Raw genomic sequence first — 20002 nt, 5'->3', positions numbered from 1 at the left:
ATGATCCCCCTTACCCTCGCCGAGATCGCCGGGCTCGTGGGCGGACAGACCCACGACATACCGGACACGGAGCTGAAGGTCACCGGGCCCGTCGTCATCGACTCCCGCCAGGTGCGTCCGGGCAGCCTGTTCGCCGCGTACGCGGGCGAGCGGGTCGACGGCCACGACTTCGCCGCGCGCGCGATCGACGCGGGCGCGGCAGCCGTGCTGGCCACGCGCCCCGTCGGGGTGCCCGCCATCGTCGTACCGGACGTGACGGAGGCGCTCGGCGCGCTCGCCCGCAGCGTCGTGGCGCGCCTGGGCGCCGACGTCGTGGCGCTCACCGGGTCCGCGGGCAAGACGTCCACCAAGGACCTCATCGCCCAGCTCCTGGAGCGCAAGGCGCCCACCGTCTACCCCGAGGGCAACCTCAACAACGAGATCGGGCTGCCGCTCACCGCACTGCGCGCGGCTGAAAACACCCGTCACCTCGTGCTGGAGATGGGCGCCCGCTACATCGGCGACATCCGCTACCTGACCGGCCTCGTCCCGCCGCGCATCGGCCTCGTCCTGAACGTCGGGACCGCGCACGTCGGCGAGTTCGGCAGCCGCGAGAACATCGCGCTGGCCAAGGGCGAGATGGTCGAGTCCCTCCCGGCCGACGGGGTCGCCGTGCTCAACGCGGACGACCATCTCGTACGGGAGATGGCCTCGCGCACCAAGGCGCGCGTCCTGTACTTCGGCGAGTCCGAGACCGCCGACGTACGCGCCGCCGACGTGCGCCTCACCGAGGACGGACGCCCCACCTTCACGCTCCACACACCCTCCGGGTGCAGTGACGTGACCATGCGGCTGTACGGTGAGCACCACGTGTCGAACGCGCTCGCCGCGGCCGCCGTCGCCCATGAGCTGGGTCTGTCCGTCGACGAGATCGCCGTGGCGCTCTCCGAGGCGGGTACCCTCTCCCGCTGGCGCATGGAGGTCACCGAGCGGCCTGACGGCGTGACGGTTGTCAACGACGCCTACAACGCGAACCCCGAATCCATGCGAGCCGCCCTGCGCGCGCTCGTGGCCATGGGCAAAGCCTCACAGGCACAGGGGGGTCGCACGTGGGCGGTGCTCGGGCACATGGCCGAGCTCGGGGACGAGTCGCTCGTCGAGCACGACGCGGTCGGACGGCTCGCCGTCCGGCTCAACGTCAGCAAGCTGGTGGCAGTCGGGGGCCGGGAAGCGTCCTGGCTGCAACTGGGCGCCTATAACGAGGGTTCGTGGGGTGAGGAGTCGGTGCACGTGTCCGACACGCAGGCGGCGATCGACCTGTTGCGCGGGGAACTGCGCCCGGGGGACGTCGTGCTGGTGAAGGCATCCAGGTCGGTCGGCCTCGAAGCGGTCGCCCAGGCCCTGCTCGAACCCGCCACCGAGGGTGAGGTCGCCGGCGCATGAGTCAGATCCTCTTCGCGGGGGCCATCGGCCTCTTCCTGACGCTCATCGGCACCCCGCTGCTGATCAAGCTGCTGGCCCGCAAGGGCTACGGCCAGTTCATCCGCGACGACGGCCCCCGCGGCCACCACGGCAAGCGCGGTACGCCGACCATGGGCGGCATCGCCTTCATCCTGGCCACGCTCATCGCGTACGCCCTGACGAAGGTGCTCACCTCCAGCTCGCCCACCATCTCCGGTGTGCTGGTGCTGTTCCTGATGGCCGGCATGGGCCTCGTCGGCTTCCTCGACGACTACATCAAGATCGTCAAGCAGCGTTCGCTGGGTCTGCGGGCCAAGGCGAAGATGCTCGGCCAGCTGATCGTCGGCATCGCCTTCGCGGTGCTCGCGCTCAACTTCTCCGACAGCCGCGGCCAGACCCCGGCCTCCGACAAGCTGTCGTTCGTCACCGACTTCGGCTGGTCCATCACCCCGGTGCTGTTCGTGGTGTGGGCGCTGTTCATGATCCTCGCGATGTCGAACGGCGTGAACCTCACCGACGGCCTCGACGGACTCGCCACCGGCGCTTCCGTGATGGTCTTCGGCGCGTACACCTTCATCGGTCTGTGGCAGTTCCAGGAGTCCTGCGCCAACGCGCAGGGCCTGACCAACCCCAACGCCTGCTTCGAGGTCCGCGACCCGCTCGACCTCGCGGTCGTGGCCTCCGCGCTGATGGGCTCCTGCTTCGGCTTCCTGTGGTGGAACACCTCGCCCGCCAAGATCTTCATGGGCGACACGGGTTCGCTGGCCCTCGGCGGCGCCCTCGCGGGCCTCGCGATCTGCTCCCGCACTGAGCTGCTGCTCGCCATCCTCGGCGGCCTCTTCGTACTGATCACCATGTCGGTGGTCATCCAGGTCGGTTCCTTCAAGATGACCGGCAAGCGCGTCTTCCGGATGGCGCCGCTCCAGCACCACTTCGAACTCAAGGGCTGGTCCGAAGTCCTCGTCGTGGTCCGCTTCTGGATCATCCAGGGCATGTGCGTGATCGTCGGTCTCGGTCTCTTCTACGCAGGATGGGCAGCCGGTAAGTGACCAGCTGGAACGGCAAGAACATCACCGTCGCCGGTCTCGGCGTGAGCGGCATCAGCGCCGCCCGCGCCCTGGCCGGCCTCGGCGCCCGCATCACCGTCGTGGACGGCGGCGACAGCGCCACGCACGAGGCCCGCGCAGCGGAGCTTCAGAGCGAAGGCATCGCCGTACGGCTCGCAGACGCGGACACCCTCCCCGAGGGCACCGAACTGGTCGTCACCTCGCCCGGCTGGAAGCCCTCCAGCCCCCTGTTCGAGGCGGCGGCCAAGGCGGGCGTGGACGTCGTCGGCGACGTCGAGATCGCCTGGCAGCTGCGCGGCCCGGACGCCGCACCGTGGCTCGCGATCACCGGCACCAACGGCAAGACCACCACCACCCAGATGCTCGCGTCGATCCTCACCGCGGCAGGCAAGCGCACTGCCGCCGTCGGCAACATCGGCACCCCGATCATCGACGTGGTGCTCCAGGGCGACGCGTACGACGTCCTCGCCGTCGAGCTCTCCTCGTACCAGCTGCACTGGGCCCCGTCCCTGCGCGCCCACTCCGCCGCCGTCCTCAACCTGGCGCCGGACCACCTCGACTGGCACGGCTCCATGGACGCGTACGCCGCCGACAAGGGCCGCATCTACGAGGGCAACACCGTCGCCTGCGTCTACAACGTCGCCGACACCGCCACCGAGGACCTGGTCCGCGAGGCCGACGTCGAGGAGGGCTGCCGCGCCATCGGCTTCACCCTCGGCACCCCGGGCCCCTCGCAGCTCGGCATCGTCGACGGCATCCTCGTCGACCGTGCCTTCGTGACCAACCGGCAGAAGAACGCCCAGGAGCTCGCCGAGGTCTCCGACGTGACCCCCGCCGCCCCGCACAACCTCGCCAACGCCCTCGCGGCCGCCGCGCTGGCCCGTGCGTACGGCGTGGAACCCGCGGCGGTACGGGACGGCCTGCGCGCCTTCCGCCCCGACGCGCACCGCATCGAGCACGTCGCGGACGTCGACGGCGTCACGTACATCGACGACTCCAAGGCCACCAACACGCACGCCGCCGAGGCCTCCCTGGCGGCGTACGAGTCCATCGTGTGGATCGCGGGCGGCCTCGCCAAGGGCGCCACCTTCGACGAGCTGGTGAAGAAGTCCGCGAAGCACCTGCGTGGCGTCGTGCTGATCGGCGCCGACCGTGCTCTCATCCGCGAAGCCCTCGCGCGACACGCCCCCGAAGTGCCGGTGGTCGACCTCGACCGGACCGACACTGGGGCGATGCCGGCGGCGGTCCGCGAGGCGGCGGCACTCGCCACGGCGGGGGACACGGTGCTCATGGCCCCGGCCTGCGCCTCGATGGACATGTTCGCCAACTACAACAAGCGCGGCGAGGCCTTCGCCGACGCCGTACGCGAACTGGCCGACACCCGGGCCTAGCCGCCCGCAGGCACCGCCCCCGGCTTCATCGGCGCACGAGTTGTTGGAGGGGACCACCGAGATGCCGGCCACGGCCAGAAGAACGTCAGGCGCCCGTCCGGCCGCACCGCGCGGCCGGACGGCCCCCGGCCGACCGCGCGGCAGCGGCGGCCCCCGCAAGCTCTACGAGCGGCTCCAGCGGGCCTGGGACCGGCCGCTGACCGCCTACTACGTGATCCTCGGCAGTGCGCTGCTGATCATCGGCCTGGGGCTGGTGATGGTCTACTCCGCCTCGATGATCACGGCGCTCCGCTACGACCTGCCGGGCTCGTACTTCTTCCGCAAGCAGCTCCTCGCGGCCGTCATCGGCGGCGTCCTGCTGCTGGCCGCCTCCCGGATGCCCGTCAAGCTGCACCGTGCACTCTCCTACCCGCTCCTCGCCGGTACGGTCTTCCTGATGGCCCTGGTCCAGGTCCCCGGGATAGGGCACGCGGTCAAGGGCAACCAGAACTGGATCTCCATCGGCGGCCCCTTCCAGCTCCAGCCCAGCGAGTTCGGCAAGCTGGCGCTGGTCCTGTGGGGCGCGGACCTGCTGGCCCGCAAGCAGGACAAGCACCTCCTCGCCCAGTGGAAGCACATGCTGGTGCCGCTGGTGCCGGTCGCCTTCATGCTGCTCGGGCTGATCATGCTCGGCGGCGACATGGGCACCGCGATGATCCTCACCGCGATCCTCTTCGGCCTGCTGTGGCTGGCGGGGGCGCCGACCCGGCTGTTCGCGGGCGTCCTCGCCTTCGCCGGCTTCCTGGGCTTCGTACTGATCAAGACAAGCTCCAACCGGATGGCCCGGCTCGACTGCGTACTGAGCACCGAGATGGGTCCCGAGGGGCAGTGCCAGCAGGCCGTGCACGGAATCTACGCACTCGCGTCCGGCGGCTGGTTCGGATCGGGACTCGGTGCAAGTGTGGAAAAATGGGGTCAACTTCCCGAACCCCACAACGACTTCATCTTCGCCATCACAGGTGAGGAACTGGGTTTGGCGGGGACGCTGTCGGTACTCGCCCTGTTCGCGGCCCTAGGCTATGCGGGTATCCGCGTGGCCGGACGCACGGAGGACCCCTTCGTGAGGTACGCCGCGGGAGGCGTGACGACCTGGATCATGGCGCAGGCCACGATCAACATCGGTGCGGTGCTCGGCCTGTTGCCGATCGCCGGTGTCCCGCTCCCGCTGTTCTCGTACGGGGGCTCGGCGCTGCTGCCGACCATGTTCGCCGTAGGGTTGCTGATCGCCTTCGCGCGTGACGACCCGGCGGCGCGGGCCGCTCTGGCCATGAGGCGGCCCGGGACGAAGTGGAAAACGATGAGACGGCGCGTCACCAAGCGTCCGTCCGGAGAGCGGTGAATTTCGGTGCATGTCGTACTCGCCGGTGGGGGGACCGCCGGCCACATCGAGCCCGCGCTCGCCCTCGCGGACGCCCTGCGCAGGCAGGACCCCACCGTGGGGATCACGGCCCTCGGCACGGAACGGGGCCTGGAGACCAGGCTCGTTCCCGAACGCGGCTACGAGCTCGGGCTGATCCCCGCCGTTCCGCTGCCCCGCAAGCCCACCCCCGAACTGATCACCGTCCCCGGGCGGCTGCGCGGCACCATCAAGGCCGCCGAGCAGATCCTGGAGCGCACCAAGGCCGACTGCGTGGTCGGCTTCGGCGGCTACGTGGCGCTGCCCGGCTACCTCGCGGCCAAGCGCCTCGGGGTGCCGATCATCGTCCACGAGGCCAACGCCCGCCCGGGCCTGGCCAACAAGATCGGTTCGCGGTACGCGGCGGCCGTCGCGGTCTCCACGCCCGACAGCAAGCTCCGCAACGCCCGCTACATCGGCATCCCGCTGCGCCGCACCATCGCCACGCTGGACCGCGGGGCCGTGCGCCCCGAGGCGCGGGCCGCGTTCGGGCTCGACCCGAACCTGCCGACGCTGCTGGTCTCCGGCGGCTCGCAGGGCGCCCGCCGCCTCAACGAGGTCGTCCAGCAGGCCGCCCCGTACCTCCAGCGCGCCGGAATCCAGATCCTGCACGCGGTCGGCCCGAAGAACGAACTGCCGCGCGTGGACAACATGCCCGGAATGCCGCCCTACATCCCGGTACCGTACGTGGACCGGATGGACCTGGCGTACGCCGCGGCCGACATGATGCTCTGCCGCGCGGGCGCCATGACGGTGGCCGAACTCTCCGCCGTCGGGCTCCCGGCCGCCTACGTACCCCTGCCCATCGGCAACGGCGAACAGCGGCTCAACGCCCAGCCGGTGGTCAACGCGGGCGGCGGCCTGCTGGTCGACGACGCGGCGCTCACCCCCGAGTGGGTGCAGGGCAACGTCCTTCCGGTGCTCGCCGATCCGCACCGGCTGTACGAGATGTCGCGCGCGGCCGCCGAGTTCGGCCGCCGGGACGCCGACGACCTGCTCGTCGGCATGGTCTACCAGGCGATCGCCGCACGCAGGGCCGGCTGACCGGTCCCCGGACGAGGAGGACGACGGGCACGTGGCCGGACCCAGCACCCGCGAACGCGGCGGCAGAGCGCAGACGGATCCGGCCACGCCCCGGGCGCCCCGCGAGGGACGCCCGGGCAGGCTGCGGCGGCTGCGGACTCGAGTCAGCCGCCCGGTCGTTCTCCTCCTCGCCGCCGCCGTCCTGCTCTGCGGCGGCATCGTCTGGGCGCTGTACGGCTCGAACTGGCTGCGCGTCGAACAGGTACGGGCCACCGGCACCCGGGTGCTGACGCCCCAGCAGGTGCTGGACGCGGCGGCCGTGCCCACCGGCATCCCGATGATCTCCGTGGACACCGGCGCCATAGAGGACCGGCTGCGCAAGGAATTGCCGCGAATCGACACGATCGACGTGGTCCGGTCGTGGCCGCACGGAATCGGTCTGAAAGTGACGGAGCGAAAGCCCGTCCTGCTGCTCACCGAAGGTCCCTCCGCCGCCGGGAAGTTCACCGAGGTGGACAGAAACGGTGTGCGGTTCGCCACTGTGACAAAGCCGACCGCCGGGGTACCGCGCCTCGAATTGGCGGCCACCCGCTCCCCGAGTCTGCGCCGGTTCGGCGAACAGCGGCTGCTGGCCGAGGCGGTGCGGGTCGCGAGTGGGCTTCCGGCGGCCGTGGCCCGTAACCTGACGGTGGTGAAGGTGACTTCGTACGACGCGATCACACTGGAACTGGGCCGTGACCGCAGCGTTTTCTGGGGCAGTGGTGAGAGTGGCGAGGCCAAGTCCCGGGCCCTGCTCGCCCTGATGAAAGCGTCCCCCGACGCGAAGCACTTCGACGTGAGCGCTCCCACCGCCCCTGCGTCATCGGGGAGTTGACGGCTCTTCGGGCCGGTCAGCCCCCTGGTTGGTCAGCGATATGGGTGATCACATAGGGTGAAAAGAAAAACGGGAGGTTCGGCGTGTTCGTTGAACGCGCACCACTTGTCGACTTAGTGTCCTGTTCGGAAGAGTCCAAGGAACAGACACACTGGTAACCCTAAACTTCAGCGTTAGGGTTCGGGTCGGCGTTCGGACCGTCCCAAATCGGCATCAGTCGTCGCGGCGCTGCAAACTCCGTGGCGGCACGTAAATCGAGGCGAGAGGCCTTCGACGTGGCAGCACCGCAGAACTACCTCGCAGTCATCAAGGTCATCGGTGTCGGCGGCGGTGGTGTCAATGCCATCAACCGGATGATCGAGGTCGGTCTGAAGGGCGTCGAGTTCATCGCCATCAACACCGACGCGCAAGCGCTGTTGATGAGCGACGCCGACGTCAAGCTGGACGTCGGCCGTGAACTCACCCGAGGACTTGGCGCAGGCGCCAACCCCGACGTCGGCCGCAAGGCGGCCGAGGACCACCGCGAGGAGATCGAGGAGGTCCTCAAGGGGGCCGACATGGTCTTCGTGACGGCAGGCGAAGGCGGTGGCACCGGAACGGGTGGCGCACCCGTCGTCGCCAACATCGCCCGCTCGCTGGGCGCCCTGACGATCGGCGTGGTCACCCGCCCGTTCACCTTCGAGGGCCGACGGCGTGCGAACCAGGCGGAGGACGGCATCGCCCAGCTCCGCGAAGAGGTCGACACCCTCATCGTCATCCCCAACGACCGACTGCTGTCGATCAGCGACCGTCAGGTCTCTGTGCTCGACGCCTTCAAGTCGGCCGACCAGGTCCTGCTCTCGGGTGTCCAGGGCATCACCGACCTGATCACCACCCCGGGCCTGATCAACCTCGACTTCGCCGATGTCAAGTCGGTCATGTCCGAGGCCGGTTCGGCGCTCATGGGCATCGGCTCGGCGCGCGGCGACGACCGTGCGGTGGCGGCGGCGGAAATGGCGATCTCCTCGCCGCTCCTGGAAGCCTCCATCGACGGCGCCCGTGGCGTCCTGCTCTCCATCTCCGGCGGCTCCGACCTCGGTCTCTTCGAGATCAACGAGGCCGCCCAGCTGGTCAGCGAGGCCGCCCACCCCGAGGCCAACATCATCTTCGGCGCCGTCATCGACGACGCCCTGGGCGACGAGGTACGGGTCACCGTCATCGCCGCCGGATTCGACGGCGGACAGCCGCCGGCCCGGCGCGAGAACGTGCTGGGCGCCGGGGCGCAGAAGCGCGAGGAGAGCGCCCCGCCGACGCGCCCCGCGCCGGAGCCGTCCCGGCCGACCGGCATCGGCTCCGTGCCGGTGCGCGAGGAGGCCCCGGCCCCGGTCGAGCAGCCCGCACCGGTCAACGAGGTCCCCGTACAGACGAATCCGCCGCACGTCCCGCCGGCCCGACCGTCCTACGCGGACACCTCGGCCGAGGAGCTGGACGTACCGGACTTCCTGAAGTGATCCGGATCGTCTAGGTGATACAGCGGTACGACGACGAGAACGGCGCGCACTTCGGCTTCACCGACAGGTGGGGCGGGGTGAGCGCCGTTCCGTACGAGCAGCTCAATCTGGGCGGGGCGGTCGGCGACGACCCCGACGCCGTACGGGCCAACCGGAAGCTGGCGGCCGAGTCCCTCGGGCTCGATCCGGCGCAGGTGGTCTGGATGAACCAGGTGCACGGGCGGGACGTGGCCGTGGTCGACGGGCCCTGGGGCTCCGACGCGGAAATCCCCTCCGTCGACGCGGTCGTGACCGCCCGTCGGGGGCTCGCCCTCGCGGTGCTGACCGCCGACTGCACCCCCGTCCTGCTGGCCGACCCGGTCGCCGGGGTGGCCGGGGCGGCGCACGCGGGACGGCCGGGGATGCTGGCGGGGGTCGTGCCCTCGGCGGTGGAGGCGATGGTGGCGCTGGGCGCCGATCCCTCCCGTATCCACGCGTGGACCGGGCCCGCCGTCTGCGGCAAGTGCTACGAAGTGCCCGAGAAGATGCGGGCCGAGGCCGCCGCGATCGAACCGGCCTGCTGGGCCGAGACGAGCTGGGGCACCCCGGCCGTCGACGTCAGCGCCGGAGTGCACGCCCAGCTCGCGGCGCTCGGGGTGCGGACGCGGTCGCAGTCGCCGGTGTGCACCCGCGAGTCGGGCGACCACTTCTCCTACCGGCGGGACCGCACCACGGGGCGGCTCGCCGGATATGTCTGGTTGGACGGGTAGGGCAGATGGACCGTACGGAAGACGTCGCCGCGCTCGCGGCGCGCAAGGACGAACTCGCCAGGAACCTGGCGCAGGTGGAGGAACGTATCTCTTCCGCTTGTGCAGCTGTCGGGCGCGCACGTGAAGAAGTGACCCTGATCGTGGTCACCAAGACCTACCCGGCGAGCGATGTGCGCCTGCTCGCGGAGCTGGGGGTGCGTCATGTCGCCGAGAACCGCGACCAGGACGCGGCCCCGAAGGCCGCAGCGTCCACGGACTTGCCGCTGACCTGGCACTTCGTCGGGCAGTTGCAGACCAACAAGGTGCGTTCGGTGGTCGGTTACGCCGATGAGGTGCAGTCCGTGGACCGGCTGAAGCTGGTGGGCTCGCTGTCCTCGGCGGCACTGCGGGCCGAGCGCGAGGTCGGCTGTCTGCTCCAGGTGGCCCTGGACGCCGAAGTGGGCGAAAGGGGTGAAAGGGGCGGCGTCTCGCCGGACGGCGTCGAGGAGTTGGCGGCGGCCGTGGCCGAGGCGCCCGGACTCCGTCTCGACGGCCTGATGACCGTCGCGCCCCTGTCCGGTGAGTACGCGGGCCGCCAACGGGCCGCCTTCGAGCGGCTGATGGAAATCTCGACCCGCCTGCGCACCGCACATCCGGCTGCCACCATGGTGTCTGCGGGAATGAGTGCGGACCTCGACGAGGCCGTGGCGGCCGGTGCGACACATGTGCGCGTCGGCACTGCGGTACTCGGCGTGCGCCCTCGCCTCGGGTAACGTCGCGAAGCAGTCGGACCACAGCAGAAAATATGGTCATCCCCACTATTCGGGGGCAGGCCCAGTGGATCGCTGGCACTTGGTGACGAGGCCGATCCACCACAGAGCGGAGGACTCAGGAAATGGCCGGCGCTATGCGCAAGATGGCGGTCTACCTCGGCCTCGTGGAGGACGATGGGTACGACGGCCGGGGCTTTGACCCCGACGACGACTTCGAACCCGAGCCGGAGCCGGAGCGCGACCACCGTCGTCACCAGCCCCCGCACCAGGTCGAGCGGGAGCGGGACGAACCGGTACGAGCGGTACAGCCGCCGGCCCCCCGCGAGCCCGTTCAGCTTCCGGCGGAAAGCGGACGACCCGCACGAATCGCCCCCGTGGCGTCCATCACACCTGAACGTCCGAGCCTGGAGAAGAACGCACCGGTGATCATGCCCAAGGTCGTGTCCGAGCGGGAGCCGTACCGCATCACCACGTTGCACCCCCGGACCTACAACGAGGCCCGTACCATCGGGGAACACTTCCGCGAGGGCACTCCGGTGATCATGAACCTCACGGAGATGGACGACACCGACGCGAAGCGACTTGTCGACTTTGCCGCAGGTCTTGTCTTCGGTCTGCATGGCAGCATTGAGCGAGTGACGCAGAAGGTGTTCCTGTTGTCGCCTGCTAACGTCGATGTCACGGCGGAGGACAAGGCCCGTATCGCAGAGGGCGGTTTCTTCAACCAGAGCTGACAGATCCGAGAGCAGGACCACCGGGAACAACCGGCCACAGGGGCCGGACCGAGGCGTGAGCCAGGGGAGAGGGAAGCACGGGAATGGGCATCGCACTGGACGTGATCTACATCGCGTTGATGTGTTTCCTCGTCGTGCTGATCTTCCGGCTCGTCATGGACTACGTCTTCCAGTTTGCCCGCTCGTGGCAACCCGGCAAGGCGATGGTGGTCGTTCTGGAGGCCACCTACACTGTCACCGATCCACCGCTCAAGCTTCTGCGGCGGTTCATTCCGCCGCTGCGTCTCGGGGGCGTGGCACTCGACCTGTCCTTCTTCGTTCTGATGATCATCGTCTACATCCTGATCGCCATCGTGAACAACGTTGCGAGCAGGGTGTGAGCGATACGGTCTTGCCGACTGCCGACGACTACGTAGAGGTGAAGAAGAGATGCCGCTGACCCCCGAGGACGTGCGGAACAAGCAGTTCACGACCGTCCGCCTCCGAGAAGGCTATGACGAGGACGAGGTTGATGCCTTCCTCGACGAGGTCGAGTCCGAACTGACCCGCCTGCTCCGCGAAAACGAGGACCTGCGAGCCAAGCTGGCCGCGGCGACCCGTGCGGCAGCGCAGAACCAGCAGCAGCAGGGCATGCGCAAGCCGGAACCGCAGGACAACCGGCCCGGTGGCCCGGGCGCGCCCGTCCCCGCGGCCATATCCGGACCGCCTCAGCAGCAGCAGCCCCCGCAGCAGCAGATGCAGCAGCAGGGCGGCCAGCTCCAGCTCCCCGCAGGCCCCGGCGGCCAGCAGGGTCCCGGCCCGATGGGCCAGGGCCCGATGCAGGGCGGCCCCATGGGTCAGGGCCCCGGCCCGATGCAGGGACAGCACGGTCCCGGCCCGATGGGCCAGGGTCCGATGCAGGGTGGCCCGATGGGCCAGCAGCAGGGCATGGGCCAGGGCCCGATGGGTGGCCCCGGTCCGATGGGCCAGCCCCCGATGCAGCAGCAGCCTCCGATGCAGCAGCCCGGTGGCGACAGCGCCGCCCGCGTGCTCTCGCTGGCGCAGCAGACCGCCGACCAGGCGATCGCGGAGGCCCGTTCCGAGGCCAACAAGATCGTCGGCGAGGCTCGTTCGCGCGCCGAGGGCCTGGAGCGGGACGCCCGCGCCAAGGCCGACGCGCTGGAGCGGGACGCGCAGGAGAAGCACCGCGTCGCGATGGGCTCCCTGGAGTCCGCCCGCGCCACGCTGGAGCGCAAGGTCGAGGACCTGCGCGGCTTCGAGCGCGAGTACCGCACGCGTCTGAAGTCCTACCTGGAGTCGCAGCTGCGTCAGCTGGAGACCCAGGCCGACGACTCGCTCGCTCCGCCGCGGACCCCGGCGACGGCCTCGCTGCCGCCGGCCCCGCAGATGAGCAGCACGATGGCTCCGGCCGGGGCGTCCTCCATGGGGCACTCCATGGGTGGGAACCCGTCGATGGGCGCGCCCTCCCCGATGGGCGGCGGCCAGGCGAACGGTGCTCCGTCCTACGGCGGGCAGCAGCAGATGGCTCCGGCCATGACGCAGCCGATGGCGCCGGTGCGGCCGCAGGGCCAGCCGCCGATGCAGCAGGCTCCGTCGCCGATGCGGGGCTTTCTGATCGACGAGGACGACAACTGAGGCCGGTAGTGCGCGTGATGAACGCGTAGCCGTCGGCAGGCTGAGGGGCGGGCCCCGGGACCATTTCGGTCCTGGGGCCCGCCCCTTTTGCCGTGGGGTCGGAGGGGGGTTCTGTGCGGGCCGGTTCGTGGTTGCTGTTCCGGCCGGGGGCTCTGCCCCCGGACCCCCGGGATTCGCCCCGGTCCCGCCCCTTTCCCTAAAGCGCTCGCCGCGCGGCTTGTGTTGTGGTTGCTCGCGCAGTTCCCCGCGCCCCTTTAGGGGCGCGGAAAAAAGGAGGGGCGGGCGCAGGAAGGTGGAGGTTCCTGGGCCCGCCCCACTGGGGGACTGCGGGGTTAGATCTTGCGGAGGTGGAAGGTCAGGGAGAGGGGCTCGTCCGTGAAGGGGGAGCCGTAGGTGGAGTCCGGGGTGCCCTCGGCGTAGTCGGTGGCGAGGACCTCGTCGGAGATCAGGGGGGCGTGGTGGGTCAGGGCCTCCGCCGTTTCCGGGGAGGTGGAGGTCCAGCGGACGGCGATGCGGTCGGCGACGTCCAGGCCCGAGTTCTTGCGGGCCTCCTGGATCAGGCGGATCGCGTCGCGGGCCAGGCCCGCCTTGCGCAGCTCCGGGGTGATTTCGAGGTCGAGGGCGACCGTCGCGCCGGAGTCGGAGGCGACCGACCAGCCCTCGCGGGGGGTCTCGGTGATGATGACCTCCTCGGGGGTGAGGAGGATCGTCTCGCCGTTCACGACCAGGGGGGCCTCGCCGTCGCGCAGGGCGAGGGAGAGGGCTGCCGCGTCGGCCGCGGCGACCGCCTTCGCCACGTCCTGGACGCCCTTGCCGAACCGCTTGCCCAGGGCGCGGAAGTTCGCCTTGGCGGTGGTGTCGACCAGGGACCCGCCCACCTCGGAGAGGGAGGCGAGGGAGGAGACGTTCAGCTCCTCGGTGATCTGGGCCTGGAGGTCGGGGGAGAGCGCGGAGAAGCCGGTCGCCGCCACCAGGGCCCGGGACAGGGGCTGGCGGGTCTTGACGCCGGACTCGGCGCGCGTGGCCCGGCCCAGCTCGACCAGGCGGCGGACCAGAGCCATCTGGGTCGAGAGGGTCGGGTCGATGGCGGCCAGGTCGGCCTTGGGCCAGGAGGAGAGGTGGACGGACTCCGGCGCGTCGGGGGTCACCGGCACGACCATGTCCTGCCAGACCCGCTCCGTGATGAAGGGAGTGAGGGGGGCCATGAGGCGGGTGACCGTCTCGACGACGTCGTGCAGCGTGCGCAGCGCCGCCTTGTCGCCCTGCCAGAAGCGGCGGCGGGAGCGGCGGACGTACCAGTTGGAGAGGTCGTCGACGAAGGCCGAGAGGAGCTTGCCGGCCTTCTGGGTGTCGTACGACTCCATGGCCTGCGTGACCTGGTCGACGAGCGCGTTCAGCTCGGAGAGCAGCCAGCGGTCGAGGACCGTGCGGTCGGCGGGGGCCGGGTCGGCGGCGCTGGGCGCCCAGGACGACGTACGGGCGTAGAGGGCCTGGAAGGCGACCGTGTTCCAGTACGTGAGGAGCGTCTTGCGGACGACCTCCTGGATGGTGCCGTGGCCGACGCGGCGGGCCGCCCACGGGGAGCCGCCGGCCGCCATGAACCAGCGCACGGCGTCGGCGCCGTGCTGGTCCATCAGGGGGATCGGCTGGAGGATGTTGCCCAGGTGCTTGGACATCTTGCGGCCGTCCTCGGCGAGGATGTGGCCGAGGCAGACCACGTTCTCGTACGAGGACTTGTCGAAGACCAGGGTGCCGACCGCCATCAGCGTGTAGAACCAGCCGCGGGTCTGGTCGATGGCCTCGGAGATGAACTGCGCCGGGTAGCGCTTCTCGAAGATCTCCTTGTTCTTGTACGGGTAGCCCCACTGCGCGAACGGCATCGAGCCCGAGTCGTACCAGGCGTCGATGACCTCGGGGACGCGGGTCGCGCTGAGCGAGCAGCCGTCGTGGGTGCAGGTGAAGGTGACGTCGTCGATGTACGGGCGGTGCGGGTCCAGGGCGGAGTGGTCCTGGCCGGTGAGCTCGGTCAGTTCGGCGCGGGAGCCGATGCAGGTGAGGTGGTCGTCCTCGCAGCGCCAGATGGGCAGCGGGGTGCCCCAGTAGCGGTTGCGGGAGAGGGCCCAGTCGATGTTGTTGTTCAGCCAGTCGCCGAAGCGGCCGTGCTTGACCGTGTCCGGGTACCAGTTGGTCTTCTCGTTCTCCTCGAGGAGACGGTCCTTGACGGCGGTCGTACGGACGTACCAGGACGGCTGCGCGTAGTAGAGGAGCGCCGTGTGGCAGCGCCAGCAGTGCGGGTAGCTGTGCTCGTACGGCACGTGGCGGAAGAGCAGGCCGCGGGCGGCCAGGTCCTCGGTGAGCTTCTCGTCGGCCTTCTTGAAGAAGACGCCGCCGACGAGGGGGACCTCTTCTTCGAAGGTGCCGTCGGGGCGGACCGGGTTCACGACCGGGAGACCGTACGACTTGCAGACGACGAGGTCGTCGGCGCCGAAGGCGGGGGACTGGTGGACGAGACCGGTGCCGTCCTCGGTGGTGACGTAGTCGGCGTTGACGACGAAGTGGGCCTCGGCGGGGAATTCGACCAGGTCGAAGGGGCGCTGGTAGGTCCAGCGCTCCATCTCGGCGCCGGTGAAGGACTCGCCGGTCACCTCCCAGCCCTCGCCCAGGGCCTTTTCGAGCAGGGGCTCTGCGACGACGAGCTGCTCGGTGCCGTCGGTGGCGACGACGTAGCGGACCGTCGGGTGGGCGGCGACGGCCGTGTTCGAGACGAGGGTCCAGGGGGTCGTCGTCCAGACCAGGAGCGCCGCCCGGCCCGCCAGGGGGCCGCCGGTCAGGGGGAAGCGGACGAAGACGGAGGGGTCGACGACCGTCTCGTAGCCCTGGGCCAGCTCGTGGTCGGAGAGGCCGGTGCCGCAGCGGGGGCACCAGGGGGCGACGCGGTAGTCCTGGGTGAGGAGGCCCTTGTTGAAGATCTCCTTCAGGGACCACCAGACGGACTCGACGTACTCCGGGTCCATCGTGCGGTACGCGTCGTCCAGGTCGACCCAGTAGCCCATGCGCTGGGTCAGCTCGGCGAAGGCGTCGGTGTGGCGGGTGACGGACTCGCGGCACTTGTCGTTGAACGCGGCGATGCCGTAGTTCTCGATGTCCTGCTTGCCGCTGAAGCCGAGCTCCTTCTCGACGGCCAGCTCGACGGGGAGGCCGTGGCAGTCCCAGCCGGCCTTGCGGCCGACGTGGTAGCCCTGCATCGTGCGGAAGCGGGGGAAGACGTCCTTGAAGACGCGGGCCTCGATGTGGTGGGCGCCGGGCATGCCGTTGGCGGTCGGCGGGCCCTCGTAGAAGACCCACTCGGGGCGGCCCTCGGAGGCCTCCAGGGACTTCGAGAAGACCTTGGCCTGCTCCCAGAAGTCGAGAACGGCGTGCTCCAGGGCGGGCAGGTCGACCTGTGCGGGGACCGGGTTGTACTGCGGCGGTGTCATCAGGTGCTCTTCCTCCGGCGGACTGCTGGCTTCCGTCGGAGGGACGAGAGCGCTGCTGCTGCTCCCGCGGTACCACCCTCCTTGGCCCCGGACGACGTGCGTCCGCGGCCCCCTCATTAGGGGCGCGATGCCGGGTCTACTCGCCCTCGCGGTCGTGTCCTGCCGTGCGCGGGCTTTCTTCCGGCGGCTCCGGGGTGATGCTTCACGCCGTGCTCGCCCCCGGGCTCTCACCGTCCCCGGATCGCTCATCGCTGCGTGCGGCGCTACTCGGCCCCATCGATGCCTTTCGCTCGGGCCAGTGTACGGGGCGGGGTGCGAGGCGGCTCACCGGTTTTCGCGGGGCGGCGGGCGGGGGGCCGGTGTGACCCGAATGGCCATACGGGGGCTGACGGGCTTCGGGCCCGGTCCTGCGGTGCGATTACCCGGCGGAGAGCTGGGAACAACGGATGCAGGTCCGTCGGGGCGAGGTGGGAGGAGGGCGGAATCGGCGGTGTGCCCCGTTGCCGCGGCGTTCGGGTCGATTTATCGTCCCAGCACGATTCGCGTGCAAGATCACAAAATGTGAAGGGGCCGCGGCCATGGTGGCTGAGAAGACCGCCGCAACGAAGAAGTCGGCGTCGAAGAGAACCACCGGAGCAGCGGCGTCCGGGACGGAAGCGGAGGCGGCGGAGGCGGGTGCTTCCGGTGCTTCGGGCGCCTCGGGTGCCTCTGGTGCTGTGAAGAAGGCTCCGGCCAAGAAGGCTGCTGCCAAGAAGGCGGTCGCGAAGAAGGCCGCGGCTCCGGCGAAGAAGGCTGCGGCTCCCGCGAAGAAGGCCGCCGTCAAGAAGAGTGCGGCGAAGAAGGCGACGGGGAAGAAAGCGGCTGAGAAGGCTGTGCAGAAGGCGGCTGTCGACGAGGCCGTCAGCGATGGGCCGGAGACCGCGGAAGTGGCCGCGGCGACCGGGAAGCAGGCCGCGTCCGCGGCCGAGGGGGCGGCTCAGGCCGCGGAGACGGGAGCCGAGACGGTGGTTGCGAAGAAGAGTCCGGGCGGAGCGGCGACGGCGAGGAAGAAGGCGGTGCCGCCGGCCCGCGCCACGACGGCCGTGGTGCCCGGGCAGCTGGCCGTCCGGCCGGGGGAGGACCCCTGGACGCCCGACGAGATCGCCGAGGCACGGGCCGAGCTGGACAGCGAGATCCTGCGGCTGCGGGCAGAGATCGTCTCCGCGGAGGAGGCGCTGAGCGGGCTGATGCGGGACTCCGGGGACAGCGCGGGGGACGACGACGCGGACACCGGCACGAAGAACATGACGCGCGAGCACGAGATGTCGCTGGCCGCGAACGCCAGGGAGATGCTGGAGCAGACGGAGCGGGCGCGGGACCGGTTGGACGCGTGGACGTACGGGATCTGTGAGAACTGCGGGAAGCCGATTGGGAAGGCGCGGGTGCAGGCGTTTCCGCGGGCGACGTTGTGTGTGGAGTGCAAGCAGAAGCAGGAGAGGCGGTACTAGGCGGGGGTACGGGGCGGGGCTGAGCCGGTGCCGGGTGTGCGGGCAGGGGGCGGTGTCCGGGTGGGCCCGTGTCGGGCGGGCCGCCCCCTTGCCCGCCCGTTCCGCCCCCGGGGGGCGGCCCCGCCGCCCAAGGGGGCTGTGGGGAGGGGGCCTCGTTGGCTGCGAGGGCTGGGCGGGCTGCGAGGGCTGCGAGGGCTGGGCGGGGGTCGGGGTGGGTCGTACGGGTGTGCCGTAGTCTCGTGCCAATCAGGTACGAGGGCGAGGGACTGACGTGGCAGAGGCGGAGCGCATCATCGGTACGCCAGATGTGGAGGGAGCCGGGCCGGAGAAGTCCTCGGAGAACGAGGGTGCCGGCGAGACGGCTGCCGTGAAGAAGGACGAGGCCGAGGGCGCGGAGACGGCGGCCGAGGGCGGGGCGAGTGTCGCGGCGCAGGTCAAGCGGAAGCTGCCGCTCCTGCTGATCGTCGCGCTCATCGCGTACGCGCTCGACCTCGGCAGCAAGCTGCTCGTCGTGGCCAAGCTGGAGCCCAGCGGCGAGACGATCAACGTGATCGGGGAGCTGTTGCAGTTCCGGGCGATCCGCAACGCGGGCGCCGCGTTCGGGATCGGCGAGGCGTACACGATCGTCTTCACCATCATCGCGTCCTCGGTGATCATCGTGATCGCCCGGCTGGCCCGCAAGCTGTACAGCCTGCCGTGGGCCATCGCGCTCGGGCTGCTGCTCGGCGGTGCGCTGGGCAATCTCACCGACCGGATCTTCCGTACGCCCGGCTTCCTGGAGGGGGCGGTCGTCGACTTCATCGCGCCCGCGCACTTCGCGGTCTTCAACCTGGCGGATTCCGCTGTGGTCTGCGGCGGGATCCTGATCGTGATCCTGTCGTTCAAGGGGCTGGACCCGGACGGAACGGTCCACAAGAGCTGAGGTCGCAGGCTTGCGGTAAGGGCTTGTCGGTGCGGTCCTGCATACTCGACGGGTGAGTACGATTCCCGAGATCCGCACCCTGCCCGTTCCCGATGGCCTTGAGGGCGAGCGCGTCGACGCCGCCATTTCCCGGATGTTCGGGTTCTCCCGCACCAAGGCGGCCGAGCTCGCCGCTGCCGGAAAGGTCCAGGTCGACGGCTCGGTGGTCGGGAAGTCCGAGCGCGTGCACGGCGGGGCCTGGCTGGAGGTCGAGATGCCCGCGCCCGCCGCGCCGGTCCAGATCGTCGCCGAGCCCGTCGAGGGCATGGAGATCATCCATGACGACGACGACGTGGTCGTGATCGTGAAGCCGGTGGGCGTGGCCGCCCATCCGAGCCCGGGATGGACGGGGACCACCGTCATCGGCGGGCTCGCCGCCGCCGGGTACCGGATCTCGACCTCGGGCGCCGCCGAGCGCCAGGGCATCGTGCACCGGCTCGACGTCGGCACGTCCGGGCTGATGGTCGTCGCCAAGTCGGAGCGCGCGTACACCTCGCTCAAGCAGCAGTTCCGCGAGCGGACCGTGGACAAGCGCTACCACGCGCTCGTGCAGGGCCACCCGGACCCGATGAGCGGCACCATCGACGCCCCGATCGGCCGCCACCCCAACCACGACTACAAGTGGGCCGTGGTGGCCGAGGGCAAGCCGTCGGTGACCCACTACGACCTCATCGAGGCGTTCCGCGCCGCGTCGCTGCTGGACATCAAGCTGGAGACGGGCCGCACGCACCAGATCCGCGTGCACATGTCCGCCCACCGCCACCCCTGCGTCGGCGACACGACGTACGGCGCGGACCCCACCATCGCCAAGCGGCTCGGCCTGACCCGGCAGTGGCTGCACGCCATGCGGCTCGGGTTCACGCACCCGGGCAGCGGCGACTGGGTCGAGTTCGAGAGCGCCTACCCGGCCGACCTCCAGCACGCGCTGGACGTGATCCGGGCGGAGAGCGAGTGACCTCCGACGTCGTGCCGTACACGGTGCGGCCGGCCGACGGGCCCGAGGACCTTCAGGCGTGCTTCGCGGTGCGCAAGGAGGTCTTCGTGGTCGAGCAGGAGGTGCCCGCGGAGCTGGAGTACGACACGTACGACAGCACGGCGGTGCACGTCCTGGCGGTCGGCGAGGACGGCACGCCGCTGGGGACCGGACGCCTGCTGTACGGGGCGGACGCGGCCGGGAAGACCGGCGGCGGCCCCGAGGTGGGCTCGCTGGGCCGGCTCGCGGTGAGCGCGGCGGCGCGCGGGCTCGGCGTCGGGGCGGCGCTCGTGCGCGGCATCGAGGAGGCGGCCCGGGAGCGCGGGCTGACCGCGGTCGACCTGCACGCGCAGACGCACGCGCTGGGTTTTTACGAGCGGCTGGGGTACGCGGCGTACGGGCCGGTGTTCCTGGACGCGGGGATCGACCACCGGGCGATGCGGCGCGAGCTGGTCTGACGGACGGTACTTACCGGCGGGCCCCCTCTGAGGAGGGGGCCCTTTGTGCCGGTTTGG

17 protein-coding genes are annotated in these 20002 nt (G+C 70.4%); 16 read left to right on the top strand and 1 reads right to left on the bottom strand.

Annotated features, from left to right (window positions below; all coding sequences use genetic code 11):
* From IE269_RS06235 to IE269_RS06180, 12 genes are all read left to right on the top strand, one after another.
* Nucleotides 1-1422 (top strand): UDP-N-acetylmuramoyl-tripeptide--D-alanyl-D-alanine ligase, encoded by a 1422-nt coding sequence (locus IE269_RS06235; RefSeq protein WP_189821718.1) that lies wholly within the window; start codon nt 1-3, stop codon nt 1420-1422.
* On the top strand, nt 1419-2489 hold the full coding sequence (gene mraY, locus IE269_RS06230) for a phospho-N-acetylmuramoyl-pentapeptide-transferase (RefSeq protein WP_189821717.1): 1071 nt from the start codon (nt 1419-1421) through the stop codon (nt 2487-2489). Before IE269_RS06235 ends, mraY begins: the two co-directional genes overlap by 4 nt.
* Nucleotides 2486-3898 carry a UDP-N-acetylmuramoyl-L-alanine--D-glutamate ligase gene (gene murD, locus IE269_RS06225; protein WP_189821716.1) on the top strand — a complete coding sequence of 471 codons (1413 nt, stop codon included), beginning with the start codon at nt 2486-2488 and terminating at the stop codon, nt 3896-3898. The genes mraY and murD overlap by 4 nt, the downstream gene beginning before the upstream one ends.
* 61 nt (nt 3899-3959) lie before the next feature.
* Complete coding sequence (gene ftsW, locus IE269_RS06220) at nt 3960-5276, top strand: putative lipid II flippase FtsW (protein ID WP_189821715.1); 1317 nt, start codon at nt 3960-3962, stop codon at nt 5274-5276.
* A gap of 6 nt (nt 5277-5282) precedes the next feature.
* Nucleotides 5283-6377: an undecaprenyldiphospho-muramoylpentapeptide beta-N-acetylglucosaminyltransferase gene (murG, locus tag IE269_RS06215; protein WP_189821714.1), complete on the top strand. Its 1095-nt coding sequence runs from the start codon at nt 5283-5285 to the stop codon at nt 6375-6377.
* Between the two features lie 31 nt (nt 6378-6408).
* A complete protein-coding gene (locus tag IE269_RS06210; protein ID WP_189821713.1) occupies nt 6409-7230 on the top strand; it encodes a cell division protein FtsQ/DivIB in 822 nt (273 codons plus the stop codon).
* Between the two features lie 275 nt (nt 7231-7505).
* The gene (gene ftsZ / locus IE269_RS06205) at nt 7506-8720 is read left to right on the top strand and encodes a cell division protein FtsZ (protein WP_189821712.1); all 1215 of its coding nucleotides are present in this window, start codon (nt 7506-7508) and stop codon (nt 8718-8720) included.
* Between the two features lie 14 nt (nt 8721-8734).
* Nucleotides 8735-9469 carry a peptidoglycan editing factor PgeF gene (gene pgeF / locus IE269_RS06200; RefSeq protein ID WP_189821711.1) on the top strand — a complete coding sequence of 245 codons (735 nt, stop codon included), beginning with the start codon at nt 8735-8737 and terminating at the stop codon, nt 9467-9469.
* Nucleotides 9470-9474: 5 nt separating this feature from the next.
* Nucleotides 9475-10221, top strand: coding sequence for a YggS family pyridoxal phosphate-dependent enzyme (locus tag IE269_RS06195; RefSeq protein ID WP_189821710.1), 747 nt, complete (start codon nt 9475-9477; stop codon nt 10219-10221).
* Nucleotides 10222-10343: 122 nt separating this feature from the next.
* Entirely contained in the window at nt 10344-10955 is a 612-nt protein-coding gene (locus IE269_RS06190; RefSeq protein WP_189821709.1) for a cell division protein SepF, read from the top strand.
* Nucleotides 10956-11038: 83 nt separating this feature from the next.
* Nucleotides 11039-11335 carry a YggT family protein gene (locus tag IE269_RS06185; protein WP_189821708.1) on the top strand — a complete coding sequence of 99 codons (297 nt, stop codon included), beginning with the start codon at nt 11039-11041 and terminating at the stop codon, nt 11333-11335.
* Between the two features lie 49 nt (nt 11336-11384).
* Nucleotides 11385-12590: a DivIVA domain-containing protein gene (locus tag IE269_RS06180; protein ID WP_189821707.1), complete on the top strand. Its 1206-nt coding sequence runs from the start codon at nt 11385-11387 to the stop codon at nt 12588-12590.
* A 332-nt stretch (nt 12591-12922) separates the two neighbouring features.
* On the opposite strand, the gene ileS is transcribed toward IE269_RS06180, so the two are convergent.
* On the bottom strand, nt 12923-16066 hold the full coding sequence (gene ileS / locus IE269_RS06175) for an isoleucine--tRNA ligase (RefSeq protein ID WP_189821706.1): 3144 nt from the start codon (nt 16064-16066) through the stop codon (nt 12923-12925).
* 578 nt (nt 16067-16644) lie between these two features.
* On the opposite strand from ileS, the gene IE269_RS06170 reads away from it, so the two are divergent.
* The 4 genes from IE269_RS06170 to IE269_RS06155 all read left to right on the top strand — a co-directional run bounded on the left by IE269_RS06170 (nt 16645) and on the right by IE269_RS06155 (nt 19945).
* Entirely contained in the window at nt 16645-17553 is a 909-nt protein-coding gene (locus tag IE269_RS06170; RefSeq protein WP_189821705.1) for a TraR/DksA family transcriptional regulator, read from the top strand.
* Between the two features lie 271 nt (nt 17554-17824).
* Nucleotides 17825-18475: a signal peptidase II gene (gene lspA / locus IE269_RS06165; protein WP_189821704.1), complete on the top strand. Its 651-nt coding sequence runs from the start codon at nt 17825-17827 to the stop codon at nt 18473-18475.
* A gap of 52 nt (nt 18476-18527) precedes the next feature.
* A complete protein-coding gene (locus IE269_RS06160) occupies nt 18528-19469 on the top strand; it encodes an RluA family pseudouridine synthase (protein ID WP_189821703.1) in 942 nt (313 codons plus the stop codon).
* Entirely contained in the window at nt 19466-19945 is a 480-nt protein-coding gene (locus IE269_RS06155; protein ID WP_229897816.1) for a GNAT family N-acetyltransferase, read from the top strand. The genes IE269_RS06160 and IE269_RS06155 overlap by 4 nt, the downstream gene beginning before the upstream one ends.
* Nucleotides 19946-20002: the final 57 nt, after the last annotated feature.

The organism is Streptomyces spiroverticillatus (assembly GCA_014650415.1).
GTDB lineage: Bacteria > Actinomycetota > Actinomycetes > Streptomycetales > Streptomycetaceae > Streptomyces > Streptomyces spiroverticillatus.
This window is presented reverse-complemented; position numbering and strand designations above follow the sequence as displayed.